The following is a 25,931-nucleotide window of genomic DNA, read 5'->3' on the forward strand; positions in this document are numbered from 1 at the left end:
TCACCCGAGACCGACCGATCGAGAGCCATGCGGTCAGCACGAGAACCAGCAAACCGTGAACCAGCAAACATTGCGGCACACGCCAATCAGTGGAAGGAAACCATGACGCGAAGGAATTGGATCAGCTTGGGGCAAACAGGTCGGTGGAAAACGCTCGCTGGGGTGATCGTCATGGCCGCCGTTTTCCTTTTGGGGCGGATGCCGATCACGGAAGCGGAGGATTTGTCCAACAACGTCGCCGCCGCGACCGATGCGAATCTGCGTGCGGATCTGCGTTACCTCACCAGCGAAGAATTGGCAGGTCGCAACGCCGTGGGGAAGGAAATTCAGCTCGCTGCGGAGCATGTTGCGGAACGATTCCAGCAAATCGGCTTGGACACCCATCTCTATGGCGACTCCGCGTTTCAGCCTGTCGAGATGGCGACCGGGTCCGAGCCAACGTCTCGCGACGACAATCGATTGACTTGGTGGACGGCCGAGTCGAACCCTTCTGCGATTGCATTGGACAGCCAGTTTTCGCCACTCGCGATTGGGGCCCTCTCGGGGGATGTGGAATCGGATCTGGTTTGGCTGGGCTACGGCATACGGGCACCAGAATACGGATACGACGATTACCAAGCTTTGGCCGACGCGATGAAGGCGTCTGGGAAATCCACCGATCGGCCTGCTGAGGGCAAGATCGTGATGATGCTCCGCAAAGAACCCGGTTTCGCGAATCCGGACAGTCCGTTTGATGGTGTGAAGAACACGCGGCACGCTTTCTTCGACACCAAAATCGCGACGGCGATCGCGGAAGGCGCGGCGGGTGTGCTGCTCATCAATGATCCGGCCAGCGTCCGGGAATCGGTCCAGCGGGTCGAAAACAATTACGCGGCGGAAGACCGTCGAGTGAAAGCGTTGCAGATGCAGCTCAACGCTCTGCCGGCGGAGGCCACTAAGTTGCGGTCTGTTGTTCAAGAGAAACTGGACGCAGCGAAGGAAATGTTCGGCATTCGAGATTTGGCCGTCGACAAAGCAGGGTGGGGTCTGTTGGGTGTCGCGGAGGCTGGCATGCGGCCTCGGTTGGGCGATCCGGTAAAGGACCCCATCACCGGCGAAACGACTCAGCGTCCCGCGATTCCGGTGGCTTCGATCTCCCGAGACGCCGCGGATCGGATTTTGAAGCAGATGGCAGCCAACGCGGTTGACGATGAGGCCGAAACGTTTGCCGGTGGATTGACCGTGGTGGAAGCCGCGATTGATTCGGATTTCCAGCCGCGCGGCATCGCGGCCGAATCGCTTCGAGCCCGATTGCAGGTTGGATTGACGAAAGGAACCGCCACCAGCCCGAACGTGCTGGGCGTGTTGGAGGGCAAAGGGGAGTTGGCCGATGAGACCATCGTGATCGGTGCCCACTACGACCATGTCGGGATGGGCGGGCAGGGATCCCTGGCACCGGGAACGATCGAGATTCACAACGGTGCGGACGACAACGCGTCTGGCACGGCGACGATGTTAGCGGTCGCGAAGCGAGTCGTCGCTCATTTGGCAGATAAAGAAACTCATCGTCGCGTTTTGTTCATCGCCTTCACCGGAGAAGAACGTGGGCTGCTCGGCAGCAAGTACTATTGCCAGCAACCTCGTTTTCCCATTTCGAAAACGGTTGCGATGATCAACATGGACATGGTCGGGCGGCTTCGCGACAACGAGCTGACCGTCTACGGGACGGGGACGTCCGATGATTTTGAGAACCTCGTCAACGAACTCAACGACGGACTTCCTGAAACTGGCGCGGCCCCAGATTCGCGGCCGTTCAAGCTGAATTTGGTGGCCACCGGGTACGGGCCCAGCGACCATGCTTCGTTTTATGAAGCCGGCGTGCCGGTGCTGTTCTTCTTCACCGGTCTGCACAGCGATTATCACCGTCCAAGTGATGATTTCGAGAAACTTAACATGGACGGGATGATCCGTATAACCGATATCGTTTCTCAGGCCGCCAATCGGATTGCCACGTCACCGCGACGGCCTTCATACACGCAGACGAACAAAGATTTTCAGATTCGACGTCAAATGACGGTCATGCTCGGTGTTCAATTGGACCCGACATCCAATCAAGTCATTGACGTGATGGATCCGAGTGCTGCGAAAGATGGGGGCGTTTTGGAAGGCGATCAATTGGTGAAGGCTGGAAGCAAACCGATTCAATCCATCAACGATTTGCGGGAAGAACTTCGATCGAAGTCACCCGGGGACGTTCTGAACCTGACCGTATTGCGGGATGGTGAAACGGTGGAATTGAGCGTCAGGCTTCGAGCTCGATAATCGCCAAGAAAAAGTCCAATCTGCTGTTGAAACCACCTCGATCCGTCTTGAACTGGTCGAACGGGATTGACAGAATGACCGGCAACAAAGCTTGATTTCGGTGAGGAAACCGAAGCCATTCAAGCGGGCTTGAATTAGACCATCGCATTCACCACGCAAGGAGTAGCGGACGTGCGAACCATCGTTCTTTCGGCCATCGCCATGGCCATGACCACCGTCAGTGTTTTGGCACCGGCTTCGGTTTCTGCCCAAGACAGCGGTCACCGCATCGCCGTCGTCGACGTCGCTTACATCTTCAAAGAAAATGAAGGTATCAAAAAGCAAGTCAAGGCAGTTGAAGACAACCTGAAGGCCTTCGACGCGGAGTTGACCGCGAAACGCGAAGAGTTGAAGGCTGCTGCCGAGAAGCTGAAGACCTTCAACCCAAGTTCGGCTGAGTACACTGCTCAAGAAGAACGCGTCGCTGCCATGGAATCCAAGCTTCGTTTGGACATGGCTCGCAAACGCAAAGAGTTGGCCGATCGCGAAGCGAAGATCTACTACGACAACTACCAGCTCATCGCTGATGGCGTCCAACAGATTGCCGTGTACCACAAAATCAACCTGGTTCTTCGTTACAACAGCGAAAACATGGACCTCGAACGAGGTGAATCGGTCATCCGGGGCGTGATGCGAAACATCGTCTATCACGACGACAAGTTGGACATGACCGGAGCTGTTATGCAGTTCCTGGACAAGAAGTTGATGGCCGGCGGCGCACCAAACCGTCAGTGATCAAGGTCGTCTGACGAAGACAATGAATTCGGTGGTTCAAGTGTTGCTTGGGCCACCACGCGGTGCAGCGAAGGATTCGCGGCACTTGATGACATGCAATGGGGCCATGGGCACGGAGTGCCCGTGGGCAGGTTTCGCTCGCGTGCAAGGAGGCTCGCAGCGTGATGGGGATTCGCAACGAACATACGATCGCGTCGTGCTGTGAAATCAGCGGGCGTGGTTACTGGAGCGGCAAAGACGTTCGCGTCACTTGCTGTCCCGCGCCTGCCGGAACCGGTGTTGTGCTGGTTCGGTCCGATTTGCCGGGCATGCCAGAATGCCCCGCTCACACCCAATTCGCCGACGGCGTTTCCTTCCGCACCAACTTGGTTCAGGGCGACGCTTCGTTCCAGATGGTCGAGCATCTGATGGCCGCGCTGGCCGGACTGGAAATTGACAACTGCCGAGTTGAGATCTCCGCCGAAGAACTACCCGGTTTGGACGGCAGTTCACTCGCCTATGTCGATGCCTTGCAAGAGGCCGGCTTGGTCATTCAAGCAGCAACGTCGCGGCCGCTTGTGATTCGCGATTCGTTCCGGATCGAACATGGTGGCGGCTATGTCGATGTTGCTCCAAGCACGAACCAGGAAACGGTCTACGAATATTCGCTGGACTATGGCGTCGACAGCCCGATTCGTCAGCAGTCGTATCGGTGCGTCCAAACACCTCACACGTTTTCTCGCCAAGTCGCCTCGGCACGCACTTTTGTCACGGCCGAACAAGCCGATCAATTGCGAAGCTCGGGCGTGGCGTCTCATGTAACCCACGACGACCTGCTGGTGATTGGTGAAGACGGGCCCGTCGGCAATGCCTACCGTTTTCGCAACGAATGTGCACGTCACAAGACACTGGATTTGATTGGCGATCTTTCGCTGGCTGGCGTGTCTTTGATAGGACAGTTCACTTCGGTTCGCGGTGGACATTCGCTCAACGCGATTGTCGCGAAACGGCTGGCGGAATTGGCCGCCGAGCAGTCTTTGGTTCGCCAGGATGAGTCGTCTGCCGTGCTAGTTCATCGCCGTGCAGCATGAACCGAACCAACTTGATTTATCAACTCACTTTGTTATCGCATCTCAAACTCAAGACAACGCACCAAGGATCCAAACATGAGTGCTAACATCGCTCGCACCGCCGTCGTTGATCCTCGTGCACAAATCGGTGATGGGGTCCAAATCGGCCACTTCAGCGTCATCGGACCCAACGTGAAGTTGGGCGATCGGACTCGCGTGGGCGACCACGTGACGATCGACGGGGTCACTTCGATCGGTTGCGATAACCAAATTTTTCCGCACGTTTCGATTGGCACGAACCCGCAAGACGTCAGCTATCGCAATACGCCCACTCGCGTTGAGATTGGCGATGGAAATGTTTTTCGTGAGCAGGTCACGATCAACCGTGCCAGTGAAAAAGAAGACGGTGTGACTCGCGTTGGCGATCACAACTATCTGATGACCGGTACACACATCGCTCATGATTGCAGCATTGGGTCACGCATCGTGCTGGCCAACAATTGCATGATCGGTGGGCACGCTCACATCGCTGATGATGTAACCATTGCCGGTGGAGCCGGGGTGCACCAGTTCGTTTCGATCGGAACGCTGAGCTTCGTCGGTGCGATGACTCGTATTCTGCAAGACGTGCCACCGTACGTGATTGTCGACGGCGCGGACGCTCGTCCCCGTTGCATCAACACGGTGGGACTGAAACGTCACGATTACACGCAAGACGACATTGCTGTGTTGACGCAGGCGTTTCGTTTGCTGTATCGGAAGCGTGTCGGTGTGGAACCCGCTCGCGATCAAATGTTCGCGACCGGTCCAATCCGCCCCGTTTTGCGTCACCTGTTTGATTGTTTGGACAACAGTTGCCTTGGTCGTGCCGGCCGAGGACGAGATCGTAGAAAGAAAGCAGCATGAACCGGGAATTGCGAGTCGCCGTCATTGGAGCCGGTCACCTGGGCCGCATCCACGCGAAGCTGATTGCTCAAGTGGAAGGAGCCCGCTTGGTCGCCGTTTGCGATCCGGTGAAGGACGCATGCGATGCCTTGGCGGAAACTCATGGTGTCACCGCGTACAGCGACTACCGCGATTCCATCGAACACATCGACGCAGCCATCATCGCGGCGCCGACGGACCTGCACTGCGACATCGCGTCGACTTTGATCAAGGCCGGCAAGCACCTGATGGTTGAAAAGCCACTGGCCGCTGATTCGGACGACGCACGCCGCCTGGCGTTGATGGCGTCCACTCGCAACTTGGTTTTGCAAGTTGGCCATGTTGAACGATTCAATCCCGCGTTCACCGCGCTGGGTGATTTTGGTGTCGACGTGAAATACGTCGAGGCCACGCGAGCTTCACGCTTCCCCGGACGTTGTTTGGATGTTGGCGTGGTGATGGACTTGATGATTCACGATTTGGATTTGGTGCTGTCGCTGACTCAAGCGTCGGTGCGTTCCATTTCGGCCAGCGGGATTTCCGTGGTCAGCGATCACGAAGACATTGCCGAAGCTCGCTTGGAGTTCGAGTGTGGCTTGGTCGCGAATTTGAAGGCTTCGCGAGTCAGTCCACTGCCTTGTCGCGACATGACTTTGTTCAGTCCGGCCGGATTTGCACAGATCGATTTTGGGAAGCCATCGCTTTCGACCGTTCGTGCGAGTGAAACGTTGTCGACACGGCAGTTTGATTTGGATCAAGCTACCGACAATCCATTGGGATACGCCGATGATTTGTTCGGTGAGCACTTGCAGTGCGAAGTCAACGAGTTGGAGCCTCGCAATGCGATCCTCGATGAGCTGCATGACTTTGTGATCAGCGTCGAGAGTCGCACTTCACCGATCGTTGATGGTTCCGCCGGTGCTCGCGCCGTCACCATCGCATCCGCGATTCTGGATGCCATCGATGAGCGTGCTTGGTACTCGTACGCTGGTGCTGATGAGCGTGGTCCGTTGGCGATTCCACGTCGCCGCGTTGGCCAACCCGCAACGCAAGATGTCGCGGCTTCTCGCCGGGCTGCCTAACCGCGTGCTCTCGCCGGAGCGTTCGCCATTCGTTGCGAAATGCCCGGCTTCATCGACTGGGTGGGTTGCGAGCGAATCCAGCTGTCTTGTTCGCAGCAGGCCAGTGTGTCGGCGAATTGCTTGCAAATTGCTGGGTCTAAAGGTGCGACAGGCTGACGCATCCCTGTTCAGGATTCGCTCTCTGTCGCGTAGAACCGCTCAAAACCCGCAGGAATTTTGCCCCGCAAAGTCGTTTTGATCGTTTTTTCCGGTGTAATTGCACTGGTTGACGCAAGCTGCGTGACACCTAAACTCTGCCCAAATTGCCTCCGCGCGTGTTTGAGGCATTTCCACCTAGTCTAGGAGAGTTTAGATGATTCGATCGATCATGGTCGTCGCCCTGTTCGCTGTTAGCAGCGTTGCTGTGGCCCCACAAGCTGAAGCCGGTTTGTTCGGATGCTTCAAGAAGAAAAGCTGCTGCGAGCCAGCTCCAGTTTGCTGCGAAGCACCTGAGCCAGTTTGCTGCGAACCAGCTCCAGCACCAGTTTGCTGCCCAGAGCCAGCTCCAGCTCCTGTTTGCTGCGAGCCAGCACCTGCACCAGCTCCTTGCTGCGAACCAGCACCTGCTCCAGCTCCCGTTTGCTGCGAGCCAGAACCAGCACCAGTTTGCTGCGAACCAGCTCCTGTTTGCTGCCCAGAGCCAGCACCAGTTTGCTGCGACCCATGCGCAAAGCCAAAGTGTGGCTTGTTCGCAAAGATCAAGGCTCGCTTCGCAGCCAAAAAGTGCTGCCCAGATCCTTGCTGCAACTGAATCACCGGCATTCGTCGGTAGTGGGTTTCGATCGCTGCCGCGAAACACCGTGCTAAGAGCGAGTGCTGTTCATGAACAGTGCTCGTTTTTTTATGCGCCGTCGTTTGGGCTTTGAAATCCATCGCGTGGTTGGATGTGCCCACGAAATTTTGTTGACGACGAACCGCTAATTCGCGTTACCGTCAGATTCTGCACCCAAGCCAGATTCGTATGCGAAAACCGAACGCCATGACGCGAGGCGTGTTGGCTTGTCCCGCCGGTTTGTCAAAATGGGCACTGGCCGTGACGGGATGATGCTACGGCCCGCCGTTTCTTCTTCGACCCAACTCATTGAAAATTCGCAATGGTATCTGCCAGTATTCTCGCTCTCGACGTCGAACAACTGAACCGCGATTGGCAGTGGATGCTGTCGGTGTTGCAGACCGTGTTGCAGCGTGGAGGCGATGAACAGTTGGCTGAGTTGTTGCCGGTTCCCGGATCGAAGTTGGACATCGAAAAGACGCCGGCCGATTCGGTTCAACTGACGCAGGCCTATTCCATCGCGTTTCAATTGCTAAGCATGGCCGAGCAAAGTTCGGCGGCGCAGTTTCGCGATCGCATCGAATCGGAATCCGGCATGGCGGATCTGCCCGCGTTGTGGGGAGAGAGCCTGCAACAGTTGATCGATCGAGGTTGGTCGGCGGACATGATCGCGTCGGAGTTGCCTTCGATGCGGGTGGAATTGGTGCTGACGGCACACCCGACCGAGGCCAAACGTGCCACGGTGTTGGCTCATCACCGTCGATTGTTCCGCCGTTTTCAAATGCGACACCAAGCCGACCTTCCTCCGTGGCGACGTTCGGAAAACGAGCAAGCCATCGAATCGGTGCTGAACATTTTGTGGCGAACCGGTGAGATCTATTTGGACAAACCCGATCTGCAGTCCGAACGCCGCAACGTCATGGACTACTTGACCGTCGTGTTCCCCAAGGCATTGCAACCGCTGGATCAACGGCTTCGTCAGGCTTGGCGCGAGGTCGGGTTGAGCGAAGATGCGATTGCCGATCCGTTGGCACTGCCGCGCTTGACGTTCGGGACGTGGGTCGGTGGTGACCGCGACGGACACCCTTTGGTCACTCCGGAGGTGACGGAAGAAACGCTGATGCAGCTTCGCCGTGGTGCGATTGAGCTGATGCGTGAGGAGCTGGTTCAGTTGGCTCGTTTGACCAGTGTCTCCGCTTACTGGTTGCCGCCGACCAGTGAGTTTCTCAATCGAATCGCCGAGCGGGCCCAAGCGATGGGCGACGTGGGGGCGAAGGCGATCGCTCGCAATCCGAATGAACCCTGGCGTCAATACATCAACTTGATGATGGCCAGTTTGCCAACCGTCAAAGCGAATGGTGGATTGCAGAATGACGCCGGGCAAACGTTCACCTATCAACGTTCGCGAGAATTGTTGGCCGATCTGCGTTGCCTGCATGAAAGTCTGGTCGCGGTCGACATGGCGGATGTGGCTGCCAATGCGGTCGCGCCGACCATGCGGATTGCTCAAACATTCGGGTTCCACTTGGCGGTTTTGGACATTCGTCAAAACAGTGCCAAGCACGACACGGCGATTGAACAGTTGCTTCGCGCGGCCGGTATGTCCGATTGGAAGTTCGCTAGCTGGGACGAAGCCAAGCGGATGAAATTCCTGACTGAAGAGCTTGCCAGTTCACGTCCGCTGACGCACCCGGATTCGTCGGCCGGCGAAGAAGCCGACGCGGTCTTGGGAGCTTTGCGAGTGGTCACCCAGTATCGATCCAAACACGGCGCGGATGGTTTGGGGGCTTTGATCGTCAGCATGACTCGCAACACGTCGGACTTGATGGCGGTCTATTTGTTGGCTCGCGAAGTTGGTCTGCTGCAACGAACCGAGAACGGACCGGTGTGTCCGCTGCCTGTCGTGCCGTTGTTTGAGACGATCGATGACTTGGAACGTTCGCCCGAGATCTACGACCGCTTCTTGCAACACCCCATCACGCGAAACAGTTTGGCGGCCATCGCGCAGCGAGAAGGATCTTCGGCACCGGTCGGACAAGTCATGATCGGATACAGCGACAGCAACAAGGACGGCGGAATCTTGGCCAGCCTCGTGGGGCTTCGACATGCGCAGCGCAAGCTAACTCATGTCGCTCGGTCACACGGCGTACGAGCACGTTTCTTCCACGGTCGAGGTGGCACGATCAGCCGTGGTGCCGGACCAACGCACCGCTTCATCAAGAGCTTGCCTGACCACACGATCGGCGGCGACATGCGTTTGACGGAACAAGGCGAGACCATTGCCCAGAAGTACGCCCATGAGCCGACGGCGATCTACAACCTGGAACTCTTTTTGGCCGGCGTGACTCGCAAGTCGCTCGCGGATTCACGGTCAAAGGAAGCGGAGCATCCGTTGGAGCCAACGTTGGTCAAGCTGGCCGCGTGGGCACGGTCGACTTATTGCGAGTTGCTTCACAGCGAAGGCTTTGTGGAGTTCTTCCGCGAAGCCACGCCGATCGACGCGATTGAACAAAGTCGCATTGGTTCTCGTCCCGCGCGACGGACCGGGCAACAAACTTTGGATGACTTGCGAGCGATCCCCTGGGTGTTCAGTTGGGGCCAAGCACGTTGTTATTTGTCGGGCTGGTACGGCGTTGGAAGTGCACTGAAGAAACTGCAAACGGAATGTCCTGACGAATTTGCCGCCGTCAAGAAATCGTTGCGTGATTGGGCACCGCTTCACTACTTGATCAGCAACGTCGCCACCAGCGTGACCGCGGTCGATATCGAAGTCATGAAGCAGTATGCCGCCTTGGTTGACAATGCAACGCTTCGGGAGCGGTTTGTCACGGACATTGAATCGCAGTGGAAGCTGGCATGCGAGATGGTGGAAGCTGTCTATGGCGGGCCAATGGAATCGCAGCGTCCCAATGTGCAACGCATGATCGCTTTGCGAAGCGAAGGTTTGCGATTGCTGCACCGTCAGCAAATTTCTTTGCTGCAGCGTTGGCGTAGCTACAACAAAATGGGCGAGCATGCTCAGGCGGATGCGTTGCTGCCCGCGTTGCTGCTGAGCGTCAACGCCATTGCATCCGGACTGGGAACCACCGGCTGATTTAGCCGCTGCGGGGTTTGGCAAACTCGGGAACACATCACCGAGTCAGATGTCTTGCGGCGATCCCTGTTGATTGACGCCGATCAGTGCCGGCGTTAGCAGCGCCGCGAACCAGAGCATGGTGAGTGTGGTGGGGAATGATTCCAAGATGGTGTCTTCCACCAAACCAGACACCAACACATAAACCAACACCGCTCGGATCCATTCTTGCGGAGAGGTCGTTCCGAACACGAGCGACCAACCGAGCAGCAGGAGCATCAAGCCGCAAGCGATGACTCCGGCGGAGAACGTGACGTGCAGCAGCAGGTTGTGAGTGCCCGTCGCTTCGCGGCTCATCACGCTGGCGGCACTGTCCATGCCATAGCCGGTCAGCGGTCGCTGGACAATGAAGCTCAACGCTTCTTTCCAAATGGTGGTGCGTCCGGTGAGCGATGTGATCTCTTCCACATCACCGCTCTTGGTCACCGCACTGACGGCCGTTTCTGAAAAGGGGCCTTCGCCCGTGAACAAGGAAATACCAAGGACCAGCACAGCACCCGATGCGACGGCGAGGATTCCCACCGCCATCCCGCCTCGGCCATAAAGGCGATCGATCAGAAGCACGCCGGCCGCCGCGAATCCGGCGAGCATTGCGGTTCGGCTGAGCGTTGCGATCACGGTTGCCACCGCCAACGTGATCACGCCGATCAGAAACAATCGCTTCCATGATCCGCGGACGCCGACGGATGTGATGCTGTCCGTTCGGCCCAAATACATTGCGACGCCGACCAAGACAATGGTGATGGCATTCTTGGCGATGTTGTTGGGGTGACCGGTGCCGCCCATGCGTTTGACAGTCTCGGTGGCACTGACGTATTCCTCGAACGTGCCGAGCTCTGGAACGAGAACGAACAATCCCCACGTCACCAACATGTACAGGCAACTTCCACAGACCACCGCCGCGACCAATTTGCGTGGGCCCAATGTCGCGAGAGCCATCGCGGTGAATAGGACGTAGCCCAGGTAGATTAGCGCGGAGGCTCGGCTGATCGTCGCATTTTGCTCAATAGCGAACAGGCTGGTCAGCGTGAAAACGATGCCAAGGCAGAGCAGTCCCAATCCTGGCAGACTGAACAAAATGCCGCGTGTGCGTGGGCTTACCATAAAGGCCAGACCGCCCCAAAAGGTCGCCAAGCCCGCCAAACCCAGTTTGGCCAAGGTCAGCACGTTGAGACTGCTTGTCGCGCGGTCGAACTCCGCACTGGTCTTGGGTTCGATCGGGTTGATGAACATCGCCAACATCACCACCACGAACACCGCCCACGCAATCCATCCGCTGAAGGAAGATGCTTGAGAGGAGAACTCGTGGGTGGAGTCAGCTTCGCGGTGTTCACCCGCGATTCGGGAAGAAGGCTCGGTGATCGTGGTCAAGACAGTCTCGGCATGTACCAGTCGACTTGCTGTTCTTGATAGATCCGAAACTTCACACCGTGCGACCAGAGATCAAAGTAAGGCTCAAAGGGTTCCTCCACGCGGACGTGATCCATGTAGAGCGGCCACATCAAATGATCGCGAACGCCGGCATCGCAGGAGATGAAGTAATAGGGTGCACGCAGTGCCTCCGCAAAAGGATCCTGCACGTCGACTTGGGTCACGAAGTTCTCAACCAGATCTTGGAACGTCTTCAGCAACTGCGTCTTGTGGTGATCCTCTTTGGGATGTTTGGGAGGAATGCCTTCCAACACACGGTGCTTTTCGATGCCTCGCAAACGGGACGCGGCATCATCGTTCCCCAGTTCCTCTGCCAACTGGATCATGCGGTCGGTCCAATCGGCCGCCTTTGATTCCACCACCACAGGGTCGATGGGCTGTGGTGAGCGGACCAGGAAGAACGCGTCTCGTCCGCCTTGGGGCCGTCGATCGTCGCCGGCGATATCAAACAAGTTCGCCAGCCGTTGTTCCAGTTGCTGGCCGACGTTCAGATTTTCAAAGACACCGTCGAGTCCACGACCATCGGGGCGAAAGGATTGGAAGAAGCCAACGAACTTGTCGTTTTCGAAAACGGAATCATCGTTGATGCCAACGGACTCGCCCATGCGGCGCAGCAAGGCGACGAGTTCCGGATGATCGGGAGGCGTGGCGGGTGGCGGTGGGAACTGCATGAGTGGGCGGAGACGAATCGTGCGGAGTGGCGGAGATGTGTCGGGCGTGCGGTTTTTAGACGAACAAGTCAGAACTTGCCAACATTGTTGTTGGGGCTCAACCCTTTCGCGAGGTTGGACGGATCAGTGCGGCTGCATTTCGCGAGATTGTGCGAAAGACGACGAATTTTTCGTGTTCCGGCGGCGAAGTTTTGGGGCTGTTCTGAGCTCGATCGGTCCAGCTACGACTGCCCCTGAACCCACCAAATTTTCGCGAGTGAACGGGCCAGATGTCCGATCGCCACCCGAAAGGTTTGCCTATCTTGCCAACTCAGCGGGGTGTGGTGGCCCTTTAGCCGGGTTTATCGGGGGATTGAGCCGCTTTTTTGCGAAATTTGCAAAACCGAGGTGCGGATACTTGCACGCATTTGCACCAGTCCTAGAATCCCGCCCAGCCTGTCCGGTCGACGCGACCGGCACAGATTGGCCATTCCCCCACCGGGGGAGGCTGTCTGCGTCGCGGTGTTTCGCCCTTCAGGCCAAGGTCATTTCCGAGATCGATCAGGATGCTATCGGTCGGAGCCGACTTTCAGCGTTTATTCGGACTCATTGAGCCTTCGACAGGAATTCGAAAGCGGATCAGTGAGGTTCGTTGTACAAGCGTTTCGGCGGTACCACTCATCGAATCTTTTCTTGAGCTAGGACGTGGTTTGCGGATGATCTGCAGCCCTCAGGATTTCTTGAGGCGGTCAGTGAAACGGTCGCCCAGCTCGAATGCCGGCAAGGTGCCGCAACCGTCGACTCGTCACACGTTGTATGAGGAAGCTTGGGATGTTGTCACTGTTCTTGGGTCTTACGCTCGCCATGGCGACCAACGGCTCGATTTCGACCGAGGTCTCCCACGATGCGTCGACGCAGACGCCGGACCAGAACTACACACTTGCCTACAAAAAGTCCGTTGAAGAGGACAAACCTTTGATGGTCGTCGTCGGTGCACCTTGGTGCCCCGCTTGCGAAACTCTGAAGAAGACGACCATCGCGAACATGCAAAACAGCGGTGAGCTGGATGATGTCAGCGTCGCATTGGTGGATCGCGACGCAGAACCTGAATTGGCAAAGAGCCTGATGCAGGACGAAAAGATGATCCCGCAAATCATCATGTTCAGCAAAACCGAAGACGGTCGTTGGAGCCGCCGCAAATTGATGGGGTATCAACCTGTTCAGCCTGTTCGCTCGTTGATCAAACGAGTCGTCAGCCTGGGCCAAGGTTGAGCCGCATCCCGTTCTGACGAGCAGCCGATTGGATGGAGAAATCGGCTCGCTGAAGGAATCGCTGAGCGAAGCCATGGAGTCCTTTCGCTCCAATCCGACCTGGTCAAACGACGAAAAAGGCACGTGCAAGTTTCCTTGCACGTGCCTTTCTGTTTGTTTGGCGAGCGAGTCAGTCTTGCGAGCGAGCACGTTTGCGGGTCGGCGGATTCGATCGTTCGCCGACCTAGCGTTTCAAATCAGTCTTCGCTCTTGCGATTGAAGAACCGCTTTTTGGGATCGCGACGACTGATCCCCGCGCGATCCATCAGCGAACTCTTCATGACCTCTTCGATGTAGTCATCGTCGGCTGGTGGCGGACCATAGGCACCCAACAACTGCGGTTCATATTCCAGCGTGTAGTGGTGCTTGGCGATCGAGATCTTGCAGTTTGGATCGGCGCGTTTTCGCATGATGGATCGGCCGTCGACCTTGGTGCCATTGCGGCTGTTGAGATCGCGAATGAACCAATAACCTTGTTCCAAGGTCATTTTGCAATGTTGGCTGGACACGTTCGAGAAATCCAAACAAATGTCACAGTGGCGTCGCCGGCCGATCAAGAGCTTGTCTTTGATCAAGGGGATCGGATCGCCGCCGCCCAATGGCGTCAGCTGTCCGAAAGCACCAGCGAATTCTGGGGCGTCTTCAGCGCTCATGGTACTTGGGGCTTCAAAGATGGAGGATGACAACTAGAAACGCTCCATTCTATTCTCGTGGTGAAACTCAGGCTAGCGTTGGTGCCCCCCGAAAGAGCCGCTTCTGCATTTCGCGAGCGTAGAATTTGACGATTAAGACGATCGCGGCGGGTGGCAGGTTCACTTGGAGTCAGGCGGCGGTTGGTTTCGCCACGCACGTCGATACAATTCGCCCATGCAATCGCCCAACGATCCCGCGTGCTCAACGCAGCACCCTTCCGATGCCACCAATCGCTCGAGCCGCGGTTTCGACGTTCACTCGCTGAACGCAAAGTCAGCGTCGACCGTGAATCCGGAGATCGACTCCCGGTTGGTTTGGCAAACGCAAGGAGAACGCTTCAACGCATTCGGGAAATGGTTGCGACGTCGACATGGCGGCCGTATTCAACGCGTCAGCATCGACGCCGGCTTCACTTGTCCCAACGTGGACGGTGCCGTCACGCGAGGAGGCTGCAACTTTTGCGACAATCGTTCGTTCAGTCCTTCTCGCCGGGTTCGGTTGCAACGCGTGGCGGATCAGCTCCGTGAACAGATCGGACGGGTTCAAGATCGCTACAAAGACGTCCAAGGCTTCATCGCTTACTTTCAGCCAGCGACCAACACCTACGCTCCCATCGATCAGTTGCGAGAGATCTACGAGCTGGCATTGAACGCGGATCCGCGAGTGGTGGGATTGGCGGTTGGAACGCGTCCTGACTGCGTGCCCGACAGCGTTTTAGATCTGCTGCAAGAACTGGCCGTGGACCACGAAGTTTCGCTCGAATTTGGGATGCAATCGGTTCACGACGAAACATTGGACTGGATGAACCGAGCTCACACGCACGCGGACATGGTCAATGCGATTGATCGTTCTCGTGATCGCGGCTTTGAATGTTGTTCGCATGTGATCTTGGGTGTGCCGCGCGAAGATCATTCGATGATGATGAAGTCGGCGGAAGAGATCGGTCGTTTGGGTTTCGACGCGATCAAGCTGCACAACCTTTACAGCGTTCGCGGAACTCCGTTGGGCGAAGAAGTGTTGAGCGGCAAGGTGCAGATGATGGCACGTGATGACTACGTGCGAACGGTGGTGGATTTCCTCGAACTCATCCCGCCCGAAGTCATCGTCGAACGTGTCAGTGGTGATGCACCGCCAGAGTTCTTGATCGAACCCAAATGGTGTGCCGACAAACAAGGCATCCGTCGAGAGATCGAAGCGGAGTTTCAGCGACGTGGTTCGCGGCAAGGCGACCGCTATGTGGCACCGGAGTTACTGCCCAGCGAGCGACCGCGACCGGACGATGCGACTCCGGAATCCATTCGCAAACAAATCGATGTTCGCGGGCGTCTGCCGGTTCTGAAAATTCAGTGACGGGCTTGGACGCGGCGTGCTTGCACGCTCGCCGACGGCCGCGGAATGCTCAGTCGTGAATGACTTCAAGCGGCCAAGCGGGCTTCGCTCGGTTGCGACTGAATCCAATGAGCCACCAATTGCTCGCACTGTCCGACCCAGCTTTTGACACGTCGCAGGCTGGGAACTCCGCGGTTGCCAACCAAACGTTGGCCTTGGCTGCTGAGCGAGAACCGTTCCAGATCTCGATGCAGTGTGGCGGCGGATTCACGAGCGAGCGAGGCCACGCTGCGGCGATGTATGGCGACCAAGATCAACGCATCGCGAGGCATCATGCCATCAACGGCGACCGCCAATCGGATCGCGGCTCGCAAACGTTTGATTGATCGCAATGCTCGTTGTGGATTCTTGTAGGTGCGTGCAATTTGCTCCGGTGCACAGCATGCCAAATCGCCCGCCGTGATGATGCCGGCCTTCGCTAGCAGTCGGCAACGTTTTTCGTTGCAGATTTGCAAGTGTTCGATTCGCATCGAAAAGATGCGTTCACGGTGACTGCTGCGAACACGGCGTGCAGGCTGCTGGATTTGGCAGGTTGCAGGATTCGATGTGGCGGTGACTTTCGCGGCCACGGCGGTTTGGATCGAAAGAGTCGCCGGTTGCGTGACCTCTTCGCGGTGCTGGCTGGTTTGTGATCTCAGCGTGGGGGCTGAATCGGCCGCGGCAAGCTTTGGCGCGGAACGTCGAACGTCGTCGGCAGGTTGTGGGAGTCGCACGCGAAGCACAACGTCCGATGGTTGACTGACCTCGGTGGGAACGGGCGACAGGATTCCGCTGGGGCGCCGTCGTACCAAACGTTTGAATAGCTCGAACATGAGACAAGACTCCTGGGAGGAAGCGATTCGAGAGAGTTGCCGATAGCAGAGCGTCTAGCCGACCGGCTAGGCCAGTTATGGTTTCGTTTTTCCGCAGCGGATTGTCCGCCATTCCACGGTCCAGCCTCAGTTGTGCCAGAACCCGGCTGAAAAACGGCGGGATGCCAGCAATTGCCGTCTTTCAGATGACTCCGGTTTGAGTTGAGGAAAAACAAAAAGAATGCTGAAGAAACTTCAGGGGCAGGCCGATAAAGTTCCCAGACGATCCAAGTTTCGCGACCCGCACGGTCCTTCTTCGCCTGACGAAGCCTCCCCCCATGACACGTCCCACTCACCAACTTTCGCTCGGTCCTGGCTTTCTTTTGGGGATGCTAGCGGCAATGTCGATTTGGTCCGTTGGTTGCGCACCGCTGCAACTGAGCTCGCTGAAGATGCCTGCGATGAACACGCCAAAGCTCAGTCAACTGAGCGGCCTGGCACCGGGAGCCAACGGCGAAAGTCCACGCTACGACACGATGGGATCCGGCGTCGCATTGCCGACCGGATCCTTCACGGAAGAGGTCTACCACAAAGTTCGCGAAGCCAAAGCGAACGATTCGATTGTTCTGCAGGTGGTCGGCGATCGCGTTCCCGTTCGGGTCTTGCCTTTGCCACCGGCCACCGGATCTGGTGCTCAGGGACGTTCGGTGTTCCTCAGCACCCTGCTCAAGCAAACCGGCATCGGCGATCGTTTCGGACGCATGGAAGCCGCTTTGTATCGGCATTCGGCGGACTCGATGGAAGGCATCCGCATGGACGTGCAATTTGCTGACCGTGGTACGGGCGAGGTACGACCGGAATCGGACTACGCCTTGCGTGCCGGAGACCGTTTGGTCATCCGAGAAGCACCGGGGGGCGGATTGGGGTCGCTCGTTGATATGGCGCTGCAACGCTAGGCACTTCACCCAGTTTGAGAGCGTTCTGGCTCGATGCTCTGTGAAGCGTTTATCAAGAATTATTGAAAGAACCCCGCGACGCAACGCGAACCCATCGGGTAGAATGTGCGTCTAACAAGAGTCCGCGAGACGGGTTTTCAAACACGCGATTGAACGTGTTTGGAATGACGCCAAAGCAACTGCCTTGGCGGCCGATTGCGGATGATTCCTGAAAAGGAAGCAAGGGGGCGACTTGGAATCGACCGGATGACAAGAAGCGACGACTTGCGTGTCGTGGTTGATCAGAAGGCCACGTAAAAATCTGATCAAAACTTTTAGTTGCAGAAGAAAACTTTGCACTCGCCGCCTAAGAACAGGTAGCGCGGACTGATGGGGATCGCCGGAGTCGCCTGAATGTCCGTCACAATTCCGGATCGTCGATCGTCCTACTCGAGACGCGATCGGCTAAATTTGATTCGAGTTAGTTGATTGGGGAGCCTGTCAGGTAGCGCCTCATGATGCGAAATGCTCGCAAGAGCACAAATAGTCTGACTACACACGTAGATGGTTGCGTGGATGCATCGCGGGACGGGAGTTCAATCCTCCCCGCCTCCACTTTCAAAAACGAGGCCCGGTGAATTCCGGGGCTCGTTTTTTTGTGCGCACGCGAAGGCTTTCCCTCGGCGACGCCTGTTTGGCGAATTCTTCTCCCGAATAAATCGCGGTCTTGGAAAGCGATGCGGTTTCCAAAGAGTGGTGCGGTCTTGAAAGAGATGCAGCGTGGTGCTGATTCGCACTAACGCGGGCTAGTGTGGCGGAGGTCGCGCTAATCATTTGGGTGCCATCCGGGCGGCTTTCGCACGAGAAAAATGCTCGCGAATCTCGCAAAAGGGGGCTGAACGAACCGCGTCATTTTCGCGTATGCTGACCGAAGTCTTTGGTCGGACCCTGCCCTCAATCGATGCTCCCTGTGCCCCGCGGCTGATTCGTGGTTTCGGTAGTCCAATCCCTCACGACTGTCTTGCTCTGCGTCACGCTGACGCTGGGACATGCGTTGGCATGGTTGCACATCGCAACGTGTTCGCACGAGTCGTGTGAGCATGGCCAGTGTTTGCCGCACGAACATGGGACGCATTCGCACTCGGATCATTCGCACGAACACACGCATGCCTGCGGTCATTGCGATGTTGATCCGAATGTGAACCACGATGAGTCCGATACATCGTGCACGCAGGGTTCTCACACCAGCGAGACCGACCAGGGCTCGCATGATTCGCATGCGTGTTGGATCTGCCAATCGTTGGCGTCGCCATCCGGTGTGCTTCTTGCGTGGCAAATCGACGAGACCAGCGCTCCGATCGAGTTTGCGTGTCTTGCGAAGTTAGTTTCGGCGGATGCCAGTCCGTCGTCTTCTTGGCCACCTCTGCGTGGCCCACCTTCGCGGATTTCTTGAAGTCCGATAGCAGATGGTTTTTCGGCTCGCACGCTCTCTGTGCGCGCTTACCTGGAACCTAGATGCGTTCGTGAAGTGACCCGTTTGATGGCAATTGCCCTGAGACGACGGCTTCATCGAATCAGCAACGCTTCGGCCCAACCTGAAAACAACAACGTCCAAGCTCCGCGCGCGTGAAGCGTGTCAGCGACGTTCGGTCCGACCAAACCCGTGTCGAGGATCGTTTCGCCGCGCGGGGCTGCTGCATTCTGTACGCACCCACATCTCTCCAAAATCTCTGATGAAAAAACGTTTCTTACATACCCATTGTTCTCACGCTCCGTTTCGCAAGGAACGGCACGCATTCACGTTGGTGGAGCTGCTGGTCGTCATTGCGATCATTGGCATCCTGGTTGGTTTGTTGTTGCCGGCGGTCCAAGCCGCTCGCGAAGCCGCACGCCGCATGTCGTGCAGCAACAACATGAAGCAAATTGCGTTGGCGACGCACAACTACGAAAGCACCTTCAAATGCATTCCCGCGATGACGGGATCAAGTAGCTTTTCCGTTCAAGCACGCACGCTGCCGTTCATCGAACAGGCCGGTCTCAGCGAATTGATCGATTTCGAGCAGCCTTTGTTGGTCGGGCCTCCATGGGCAGCGCAGTTCAACCCGCTGCTTCGTGATGCCGTGCAAACGATCGTGCCAACTTTTCTCTGCCCCAGCGATGTGGGTGATCCGCGTTTCTCCACCACGTTTGCCGACGGTGTTGAAGGACACTCCGGTGGTTTGAGCTACATGTTCAGCTACGGGAGTGGCACCGACACCAACTACGACGATCGTTATCGCACCGATGGCATGGTGTGGACCGATTCCTGGGCAGAGTTTCGTGACTGCTTGGACGGCACCAGCCAAACCGTTTTGTTGGCGGAGTCCGTCATGGGGGATCAGACCTCGGGGGTCAGCGAACCAACTCCCGCTGGTCCGCACCGCCGAATTGCGAACTGGAGTGGTACCACCGGCAACACCGCACCCAACCCAGGCTTTCTAGAAGGCGGAGCGTTGATTCAGAACCCTGACCTGGAAACAGTGTTTCCTGCCAAGATCAGTTCCTACTCCGGCACCCGTGGCCAGTCTTGGATCCGCGGCGTGCCTTACGCCACCGTGATCAACGGGTACATGACGCCGAACTCACGCATTCCGGACATTGGGATTCACGGTCGAGGATTCTATTCGTCGCGTTCGTATCACACCGGCGGAACGACGCATGCGATGTTGGACGGCAGTGTTCACTTCATCACCGATTCGATTGATCGAACCATCTATCACGCGTTGCACTCGCGCGATGGACGTGAGGTGGTGGAATGGCCATGAGCGGGCGGCTCCTTCAATCATTTGGATACGGGTGGGGGCTCTTGGCTGTTTTGCTGGCGGGCTGCGGTGGTTCATCGACTGGTCCGCAAGCTTCCACCATTGCCGAAGGCACGCCGGTCGTTCAGGTGCTCTACGAAGGCAAACCCCTGGCAGATGTGCAGGTGTTGCTGAAGCCTTCCAAGGACGCTGCGGTGTTGACGCGAGGTGTTTCTAATCGAAACGGAAACGCTGCGTTGGCGGATCTGCCAAGTCCTGAACCGGAGACCTATCACGTTGCATTGGAATCCATCAGCGATGGTGGATGGATCTTGAACTCGAAGGTGGTTTCCAAATTTTGTGACTCCCTTCGTTTGAAACCTTTTGAACAACAAACTCAACAAGTCATCGAGCTGCCGGCACGCGCTGTCCAGCCGCTCGGTCAATCGCATTGAAAGAAATCAAGAACATGAAAATCATTCACAACACTTTCGCAATGCTGCTGATTGCAGTGTGCAGTGCCTCATCGGTGCAGGCACAGGGGCGAACCGTCGCTCGTTTGTTTTGGCAAGATTACGCCAATGCTGATTTGAAATGGGGCGATCTGAAGAAATCGAAGGACGGGTATTCCCTCGACGAACAATCCATCAGCAACTTCCCCAAGTTGGATGTCGACGAGCAGACCCTGGTCCAGATGCAAACCGACGATGGCTTGCTTGTCGTCGGCGTACGAGATGAAGCCGGTGGCGACATCGGTAGCGGATGGATCGCAATCGAAACCGGCACCGAGAAGGAAGCCCACGGCGATCATTTCCATTGGCGTTTCAATGAGTCGCCTTCCGTGCTGACTCAGTTGGTCGACGAGAACCAGGGCAATCCAGCGCACCTGTATCTCTACGGCAAAACTTTCGCAATGGCCAACGATCAGCGAAATGGTGTGACGCTGATGTCAGCCAAATCGATTCGCGAAGGAAAGACGCCAAGTGAGTGCGGTCGATTCGTCGAAGCTGGTGGCGGGCACATCACGCTGGCGGTTGCCGAAGACCGAGTGCTGTATAGCACCTGGATCCAGCGTGAGGGTGAACAAGCAGGACAAGTCGACGTGGTCTCGCTCGCGAAAACGGTGGGCGATTCCAACGCAGGCGCCGGCCGATACTCCATCCATTGCCCCACCGGTGGACTGCACGGTGCAACATACAATCGCGGCAAAGTCTTCTTGGCACCGACCGATGGCGTCTGTTGGGTCAATGCCGATCTGGACGCGAGCCAATCAGCCGAATCCGTCACCGTCAACCACATCAGCCTCGGCAAAGACTCGGAAGACAAACCTTTGCGGACCGGTGCGTTCACAAATCTGGGAGATTACGTGGTGTTCTCGACCGGCAAGGCCGGCGAATCGCGATTGTGCTGGTTGAACGCTTCGGCGGATCGTCCTGAGTTGCAGTCGCTCGGCATTCAAATTGCCGACGATCAATCGTTGCGAACACCGATCGTTGGCTTTGGGCCGGGGAACTCCCACGTCGCACTTTGCTTTGCTGAATCGAAGGAGTCACCCGATACCGATCAGCTTTACGTCGTTTCGTTGGACCCCAACGGCGACGGCGATTTCGCTGACGCGAAAGCCGGCGAGCCGATGCAGGTTGGGCCGAGTCAATTGGAGGGGCACTTCGGGCACCACGACGCGGTGTTTCTGCCTCGCGGTCGACAGATCGCTGTGACCAACCCCGGTGATTCCAGTATTTGGGTGATCTCGCTGCGTGATCAGACCGTGGAAGCCAAGCTCGAATGCAAAGGCACACCCACCAGTCTGATTTCGATTTCTGATTGAGTTTGCAAATCGATCCATGACGCTGAAACGCGAAACGCATCGTCGGTTGAACCGGCGATGCGTTTTGTTCTGCACGGGTTGAATGAAGCCGCGGGGACTCACATTTTCGGCAGATATTGTCGCAAGTAGTTGTGACTCTGCTTCAGGGCACGCAACCGGTTTTCGAGCGTTCCTTCGTAGGCGCGATCTTCGACCTCCACACAAACCGGCCCGTTGTACCCCACGTCATTCAGCACGCTGAAGAACTGGCTCCAATCGACTTGCCCCAGTCCGGGGATCTTCGGGGTGTGCCACTCGTTTGGGTTCGCAAACACTCCGACTTGATCCAGCAAGACCTGATCGACACGGACATCTTTCGCATGCACATGCACCAAACGATCCGCGAAAGCTCGGATGGGGGTGAGGTAGTCCATGTGCATAAACACGGGATGCGACGGGTCGTAGTTCAACCCGAATTGTTCGGTGGGAAACGTTTCGAACATCCGGCGCCAAATCGCGGGACTGATTGCTAAGTTCTTGCCGCCGGGCCATTCTTCGTCCGTAAAAAGCATCGGGCAGTTTTCGATTCCAATGCGAACGTCAGCCTTGTTGGCGGCATCCAAAATGGGCCCCCAGACCCGTTCAAATTGGGGCCAGTTTTCGTCGATGGTTTTCTTCCAGTCACGGCCCACGAACGTCGTGACGCGACCGATGTTCAGATGAGCTGCCGCATCGATCATTTTCAACAAGTGATCGATGGCCGTTTGAGCTTCGTCCTGGTCCGGTGAGAGTGGGTTGGGATAGTATCCCAGGGCGCTGATCGAAACATCGTATTTTTTGCAGAGAGCATGGATCTCTGAAATCCGATCGTCGCTCAAATCGGTCACGTCAATGTGTGTCACTCCCGCGTAGCGACGTTCCGCCTTTCCCGGTGGCCAGCACATCACCTCGACGCAGTCGTAGCCGCACTGGCTCGCCACTGCGAACACCTGTTCCAGGTCGTATTCGGGCAAGATCGCACTGACAAAGCCAAGTTGCATCATTGATCGAGGTTCCAATTGATCAGGGAAGGCGAAGGCGTCGAACGAGGCCGTTCGTTCGACGGCTGAAATTTTGATAAGTTATAACGCAACAAAACCACTCGTTTGCCCGACCCTGGATCGTGACGGCGGCCTTTTTTTTGCGGGTTCTTGAACGGTGTTTTGTCTTTGAATTGCATGCTTTGGTGCTTGCAGATCATTCCCGTTTGTTGAGTTTGTGTTGTCGTGAAACCATCTGCCCAAATCGAAGCTGAATCGCACGAGCCCAATCGTGTTTGCGATGTGGTGATCGTTGGCGGTGGACCGATCGGGATCGAAACCGCGATCGAGATGCGGCGTCATGGGATTGATGCTCAAGTTTTTGAAGCGGGGCCGTTGGGGCACACCATATCGTGGTGGGCACCGCAGACCCGATGGTTCAGCAGCAATGATCGAATCGCCATTGCCGGCGTGCCGCTGTACACCGTGGACCAGGCCAAGGCCAGCCGCGAAGAATACTTGACGTATTTGCGTTCCGTCGTGGATCTGTTTCAGGTTCCCGTGCAAACCTTTTCGAAGGTTCAAACGATCGAGTCACGACCGGATGATCCGCGACGTTGGCAGGTCCAAGTTCAATCGAATTGGATCGAGGCGTCGGCGGTGGTGTTGGCGATCGGCGGCACCGACCACGCGGCGAAGCTGAAGGTCCCTGGTGAAAATCTCCCGCACGTGGACGGTTATCTACGCGAGGTTCACCAATACCACAATCGTCGCGTGTTGATTGTGGGTGGTCGCAACAGCGCGGTCGAAGCGGCGATTCGTTTGCATCGCGTGGGTGCCAAAGTCACGCTGAGTTATCGTGGCGAGGAACTGCCGACCGCCAGCATCAAGTATTGGCTACGGCCCGAAATCGACGGGCTGATCCGGAGCAAAGCGATCGAGACGCTGTTCCAAAGTCGTGTGACGCAAATCACGGCCGAGCGAGTTGATTTGGAGCAGACGTTGCCCGACGGGCGGACTCATTCGTTGCACATGCCGTTTGATGATGTTCTGACGCTCATCGGGTACGACCAGGACAAAACGCTCTTCAAACAGTTGGGTATCCAAATGGAGGATCCAGGCGACAAACCGGTCTTCAACGAAGAGACGATGGAAACAGAACGACCCGGAATCTACGTTGCTGGAACGGCTGTGGGTGGAACCCAAAGCAGCAAGTACCAAGTGTTTTTAGAGAATTGCCACGTCCACGCGAAGAAGATTACACGCCACCTGCTGGACGGTGGCTTGGGCAAGAGTGACGCGGAACTCAAACCGGAAAAAAAACAATCCGCTCCGAAATCACTTTCGAAGCAGATTGAAATGAATCCTGAAAGCTAGCGGTCGATCGCCGACCTGCTGCAATGACCTACTCGCCCGCGACGGCGGCGGCGAGCTGTTCGTAGGTGCGTTGGTTGTTGACTCGAGCCCCGCGATTGTCGCAAGCGATCTGGTACAGGTGCTGGCCAATCGGGGTGGGATACTTGCCCGTCACACAAGCTTGGCAAAGTTGATCTTCGGGAAGATCAATCGCTCGCGAAATGGCGGAAACCGGCAGGTAACGCAGCGAGTCAGCACCTAAGTCGTCGGCCATGCGTTGTTGCGACTCTTCGTCCAACTCGCCGGTCAGCGAGAAGTACTTCGGTGCAATCAACTGATCGATCGTGCTCATGTCGATCCCGTAGAAACACGGTGCGACGATCGGTGGGCACGCCACACGAACGTGAATTTCCTTCGCCCCGCCGACATCGCGAATGCGGTCCAGCAACGCGTTCATGGTCGTGCTTCGAACGATTGAATCTTCAACCAGAATGACACGTTTGCCCTGTAAGACTTCTCGCAGTGGCGTGTACTTCGCGGCGGCTTTGGCTTTGCGTGCCCGGCCACCTTCGATGAAGGTCCGGCCCGCGTAGCGATTGCGAATCAATCCTTCGCGACACGGAATCGACAGCTCGTACGCCATCGAATCGGCAGCGGCTTTGCTGGTGTCCGGAACCGGCACGATGATTGTGTCGGGATCGTCCAGCGGAACACGGCCAAACTCGCGTTCGGCCGTCGCTAGTTCGCGACCAAGGTTGGTTCGCGAAAGATAAACGCTGCGGTCATCCAGCGTGCTGGCGACGTTGGCGAAGTAGATCCATTCGAAGAAGCAATGTTTCGGCGTTTGCGGTTCGGCAAATTTTTCGATGCGAAGACCTTCATTCGGATCGATCAAAATCGCATGTCCAGGCGGCAGCGAACGAATTTGATCCGGTTCAAAGCCCAGGTTGAGCAGCGCGACGCTCTCGCTGGCACACGCGAACAAGGGGCCTTCGTGGATGTAGCACATCGGTTTGATGCCAAGCGGATCGCGGGCGACCAGCATCTCACCTTCCGCCGTCAACAACGCCATCGAGTAGGCTCCATCGAAGCCTTCGGTGACCTGTTTCAGAACATCGATCCAATCCAAACGCTCCTGCGATTGCGAAAGCAAACGAGCGATCTCATGCAGGATGATTTCGGTATCGGTGTCGAGAGCCAGGTGGTGATCACCGTCCGCGAGCAACCGTTGTTTCAACAGCGTGTAATTTGCGAGCTGGCCGTTGAAACAAAAGCTGAACCATTTCCGTTTGTGAATGTGCCGGCGTTCGAATGGTTGAGCGTAATTGCGATCGTCGGCGCCACAGGTGGCGTAGCGGACGTGCCCAATCGCGGCTCGTCCCGCCAGAGATTTCATCAGCGATTCGGCTTTCGCGCGATGATTCAGTCGAAAAACCTCCGTGACCGTGCCGACGTCCCGACGGGTTTTCAGGAGCGTTGGACGATCGGGATCGAAGGTAGTCATCCCGGCGGCGAGCTGCCCGCGATTTTGGATATCAAGCAACATCCGAGGCAGCAATCGCGAAATTTGCCGCGGCCCGTCGTCGGTGCACACGGGGCTTCGCCCGCGACCAGAGAGGTGATAGATCGCGGCAACGCCGCATTCGTGATTCAATTCAGCCATGAAATCTGCAATGAAGTGATCGCTGGAGCGAG

At 56.8% G+C, this 25,931-nt stretch carries 20 protein-coding genes and 1 other RNA gene; 14 read left to right on the forward strand and 7 right to left on the reverse strand.

Annotated elements, in window-relative coordinates; translation table 11 throughout:
* Positions 1–102: 102 nt before the first annotated feature.
* From LOC70_RS21550 to LOC70_RS21570, 5 genes are all read left to right on the forward strand, one after another.
* On the forward strand, positions 103–2,301 hold the full coding sequence (locus tag LOC70_RS21550; RefSeq protein ID WP_230256034.1) for a M28 family peptidase: 2,199 nt from the start codon (positions 103–105) through the stop codon (positions 2,299–2,301).
* 171 nt (positions 2,302–2,472) lie between these two features.
* Positions 2,473–3,075, forward strand: a complete 603-nt coding sequence (locus tag LOC70_RS21555) for an OmpH family outer membrane protein (RefSeq protein WP_230256035.1) — start codon at positions 2,473–2,475, stop codon at positions 3,073–3,075.
* Positions 3,076–3,236: 161 nt separating this feature from the next.
* A complete protein-coding gene (gene lpxC, locus LOC70_RS21560) occupies positions 3,237–4,145 on the forward strand; it encodes a UDP-3-O-acyl-N-acetylglucosamine deacetylase (RefSeq protein ID WP_315857291.1) in 909 nt (302 codons plus the stop codon).
* Between the two features lie 75 nt (positions 4,146–4,220).
* Positions 4,221–5,030, forward strand: coding sequence for an acyl-ACP--UDP-N-acetylglucosamine O-acyltransferase (lpxA, locus tag LOC70_RS21565; RefSeq protein ID WP_230256037.1), 810 nt, complete (start codon positions 4,221–4,223; stop codon positions 5,028–5,030).
* Positions 5,027–6,130 (forward strand): Gfo/Idh/MocA family protein, encoded by a 1,104-nt coding sequence (locus tag LOC70_RS21570; RefSeq protein ID WP_230256038.1) that lies wholly within the window; start codon positions 5,027–5,029, stop codon positions 6,128–6,130. The genes lpxA and LOC70_RS21570 overlap by 4 nt, the downstream gene beginning before the upstream one ends.
* A 440-nt stretch (positions 6,131–6,570) precedes the next feature.
* On the opposite strand, the gene LOC70_RS21575 is transcribed toward LOC70_RS21570, so the two are convergent.
* The gene (locus LOC70_RS21575; protein ID WP_230256039.1) at positions 6,571–6,834 is read right to left on the reverse strand and encodes a hypothetical protein; all 264 of its coding nucleotides are present in this window, start codon (positions 6,832–6,834) and stop codon (positions 6,571–6,573) included.
* Between the two features lie 429 nt (positions 6,835–7,263).
* On the opposite strand from LOC70_RS21575, the gene LOC70_RS21580 reads away from it, so the two are divergent.
* On the forward strand, positions 7,264–10,035 hold the full coding sequence (locus tag LOC70_RS21580) for a phosphoenolpyruvate carboxylase (RefSeq protein WP_230256040.1): 2,772 nt from the start codon (positions 7,264–7,266) through the stop codon (positions 10,033–10,035).
* Between the two features lie 45 nt (positions 10,036–10,080).
* Here LOC70_RS21580 and LOC70_RS21585 read toward each other — a convergent pair whose 3' ends face one another.
* The gene (locus LOC70_RS21585; protein WP_315857324.1) at positions 10,081–11,316 is read right to left on the reverse strand and encodes an O-antigen ligase family protein; all 1,236 of its coding nucleotides are present in this window, start codon (positions 11,314–11,316) and stop codon (positions 10,081–10,083) included.
* A gap of 125 nt (positions 11,317–11,441) precedes the next feature.
* Complete coding sequence (locus LOC70_RS21590; protein WP_230256042.1) at positions 11,442–12,176, reverse strand: apolipoprotein acyltransferase; 735 nt, start codon at positions 12,174–12,176, stop codon at positions 11,442–11,444.
* A gap of 810 nt (positions 12,177–12,986) precedes the next feature.
* Between LOC70_RS21590 and LOC70_RS21595 the strand changes: the two genes are divergently transcribed.
* Positions 12,987–13,427 carry a thioredoxin family protein gene (locus LOC70_RS21595; RefSeq protein ID WP_230256043.1) on the forward strand — a complete coding sequence of 147 codons (441 nt, stop codon included), beginning with the start codon at positions 12,987–12,989 and terminating at the stop codon, positions 13,425–13,427.
* A 236-nt stretch (positions 13,428–13,663) separates the two neighbouring features.
* On the opposite strand, the gene LOC70_RS21600 is transcribed toward LOC70_RS21595, so the two are convergent.
* On the reverse strand, positions 13,664–14,119 hold the full coding sequence (locus LOC70_RS21600; protein WP_230256044.1) for an FHA domain-containing protein: 456 nt from the start codon (positions 14,117–14,119) through the stop codon (positions 13,664–13,666).
* A gap of 214 nt (positions 14,120–14,333) precedes the next feature.
* On the opposite strand from LOC70_RS21600, the gene LOC70_RS21605 reads away from it, so the two are divergent.
* Positions 14,334–15,509 carry a TIGR01212 family radical SAM protein gene (locus LOC70_RS21605; RefSeq protein ID WP_230256045.1) on the forward strand — a complete coding sequence of 392 codons (1,176 nt, stop codon included), beginning with the start codon at positions 14,334–14,336 and terminating at the stop codon, positions 15,507–15,509.
* A 65-nt stretch (positions 15,510–15,574) separates the two neighbouring features.
* Here the strand turns inward: LOC70_RS21605 and LOC70_RS21610 are convergent, their stop codons facing one another.
* Complete coding sequence (locus LOC70_RS21610; protein WP_230256046.1) at positions 15,575–16,360, reverse strand: DUF4332 domain-containing protein; 786 nt, start codon at positions 16,358–16,360, stop codon at positions 15,575–15,577.
* Between the two features lie 317 nt (positions 16,361–16,677).
* Between LOC70_RS21610 and LOC70_RS21615 the strand changes: the two genes are divergently transcribed.
* From LOC70_RS21615 to LOC70_RS21635, 5 genes are all read left to right on the forward strand, one after another.
* Positions 16,678–17,295, forward strand: a complete 618-nt coding sequence (locus tag LOC70_RS21615) for a hypothetical protein (protein WP_230256047.1) — start codon at positions 16,678–16,680, stop codon at positions 17,293–17,295.
* 223 nt (positions 17,296–17,518) lie between these two features.
* Positions 17,519–17,892: a transfer-messenger RNA gene (gene ssrA, locus LOC70_RS21620) on the forward strand.
* Positions 17,893–19,007: 1,115 nt separating this feature from the next.
* Entirely contained in the window at positions 19,008–20,078 is a 1,071-nt protein-coding gene (locus LOC70_RS21625; protein ID WP_230256048.1) for a DUF1559 domain-containing protein, read from the forward strand.
* Positions 20,075–20,509, forward strand: coding sequence for a hypothetical protein (locus LOC70_RS21630; RefSeq protein ID WP_230256049.1), 435 nt, complete (start codon positions 20,075–20,077; stop codon positions 20,507–20,509). The genes LOC70_RS21625 and LOC70_RS21630 overlap by 4 nt, the downstream gene beginning before the upstream one ends.
* A gap of 14 nt (positions 20,510–20,523) precedes the next feature.
* Complete coding sequence (locus LOC70_RS21635; protein ID WP_230256050.1) at positions 20,524–21,882, forward strand: hypothetical protein; 1,359 nt, start codon at positions 20,524–20,526, stop codon at positions 21,880–21,882.
* Between the two features lie 98 nt (positions 21,883–21,980).
* Here LOC70_RS21635 and LOC70_RS21640 read toward each other — a convergent pair whose 3' ends face one another.
* Positions 21,981–22,904, reverse strand: a complete 924-nt coding sequence (locus LOC70_RS21640) for a sugar phosphate isomerase/epimerase family protein (RefSeq protein WP_230256051.1) — start codon at positions 22,902–22,904, stop codon at positions 21,981–21,983.
* A 222-nt stretch (positions 22,905–23,126) separates the two neighbouring features.
* Here LOC70_RS21640 and LOC70_RS21645 point away from each other — a divergent pair, with 222 nt between their 5' ends.
* Positions 23,127–24,257: an NAD(P)-binding domain-containing protein gene (locus LOC70_RS21645; RefSeq protein ID WP_230256052.1), complete on the forward strand. Its 1,131-nt coding sequence runs from the start codon at positions 23,127–23,129 to the stop codon at positions 24,255–24,257.
* A gap of 28 nt (positions 24,258–24,285) precedes the next feature.
* Here LOC70_RS21645 and LOC70_RS21650 read toward each other — a convergent pair whose 3' ends face one another.
* The gene (locus LOC70_RS21650; protein ID WP_230256053.1) at positions 24,286–25,899 is read right to left on the reverse strand and encodes an amidophosphoribosyltransferase; all 1,614 of its coding nucleotides are present in this window, start codon (positions 25,897–25,899) and stop codon (positions 24,286–24,288) included.
* Between the last annotated feature and the right edge of the window lie 32 nt (positions 25,900–25,931).

The organism is Rhodopirellula halodulae (assembly GCF_020966775.1).
GTDB classification, from domain to species: Bacteria; Planctomycetota; Planctomycetia; order Pirellulales; family Pirellulaceae; genus Rhodopirellula; species Rhodopirellula halodulae.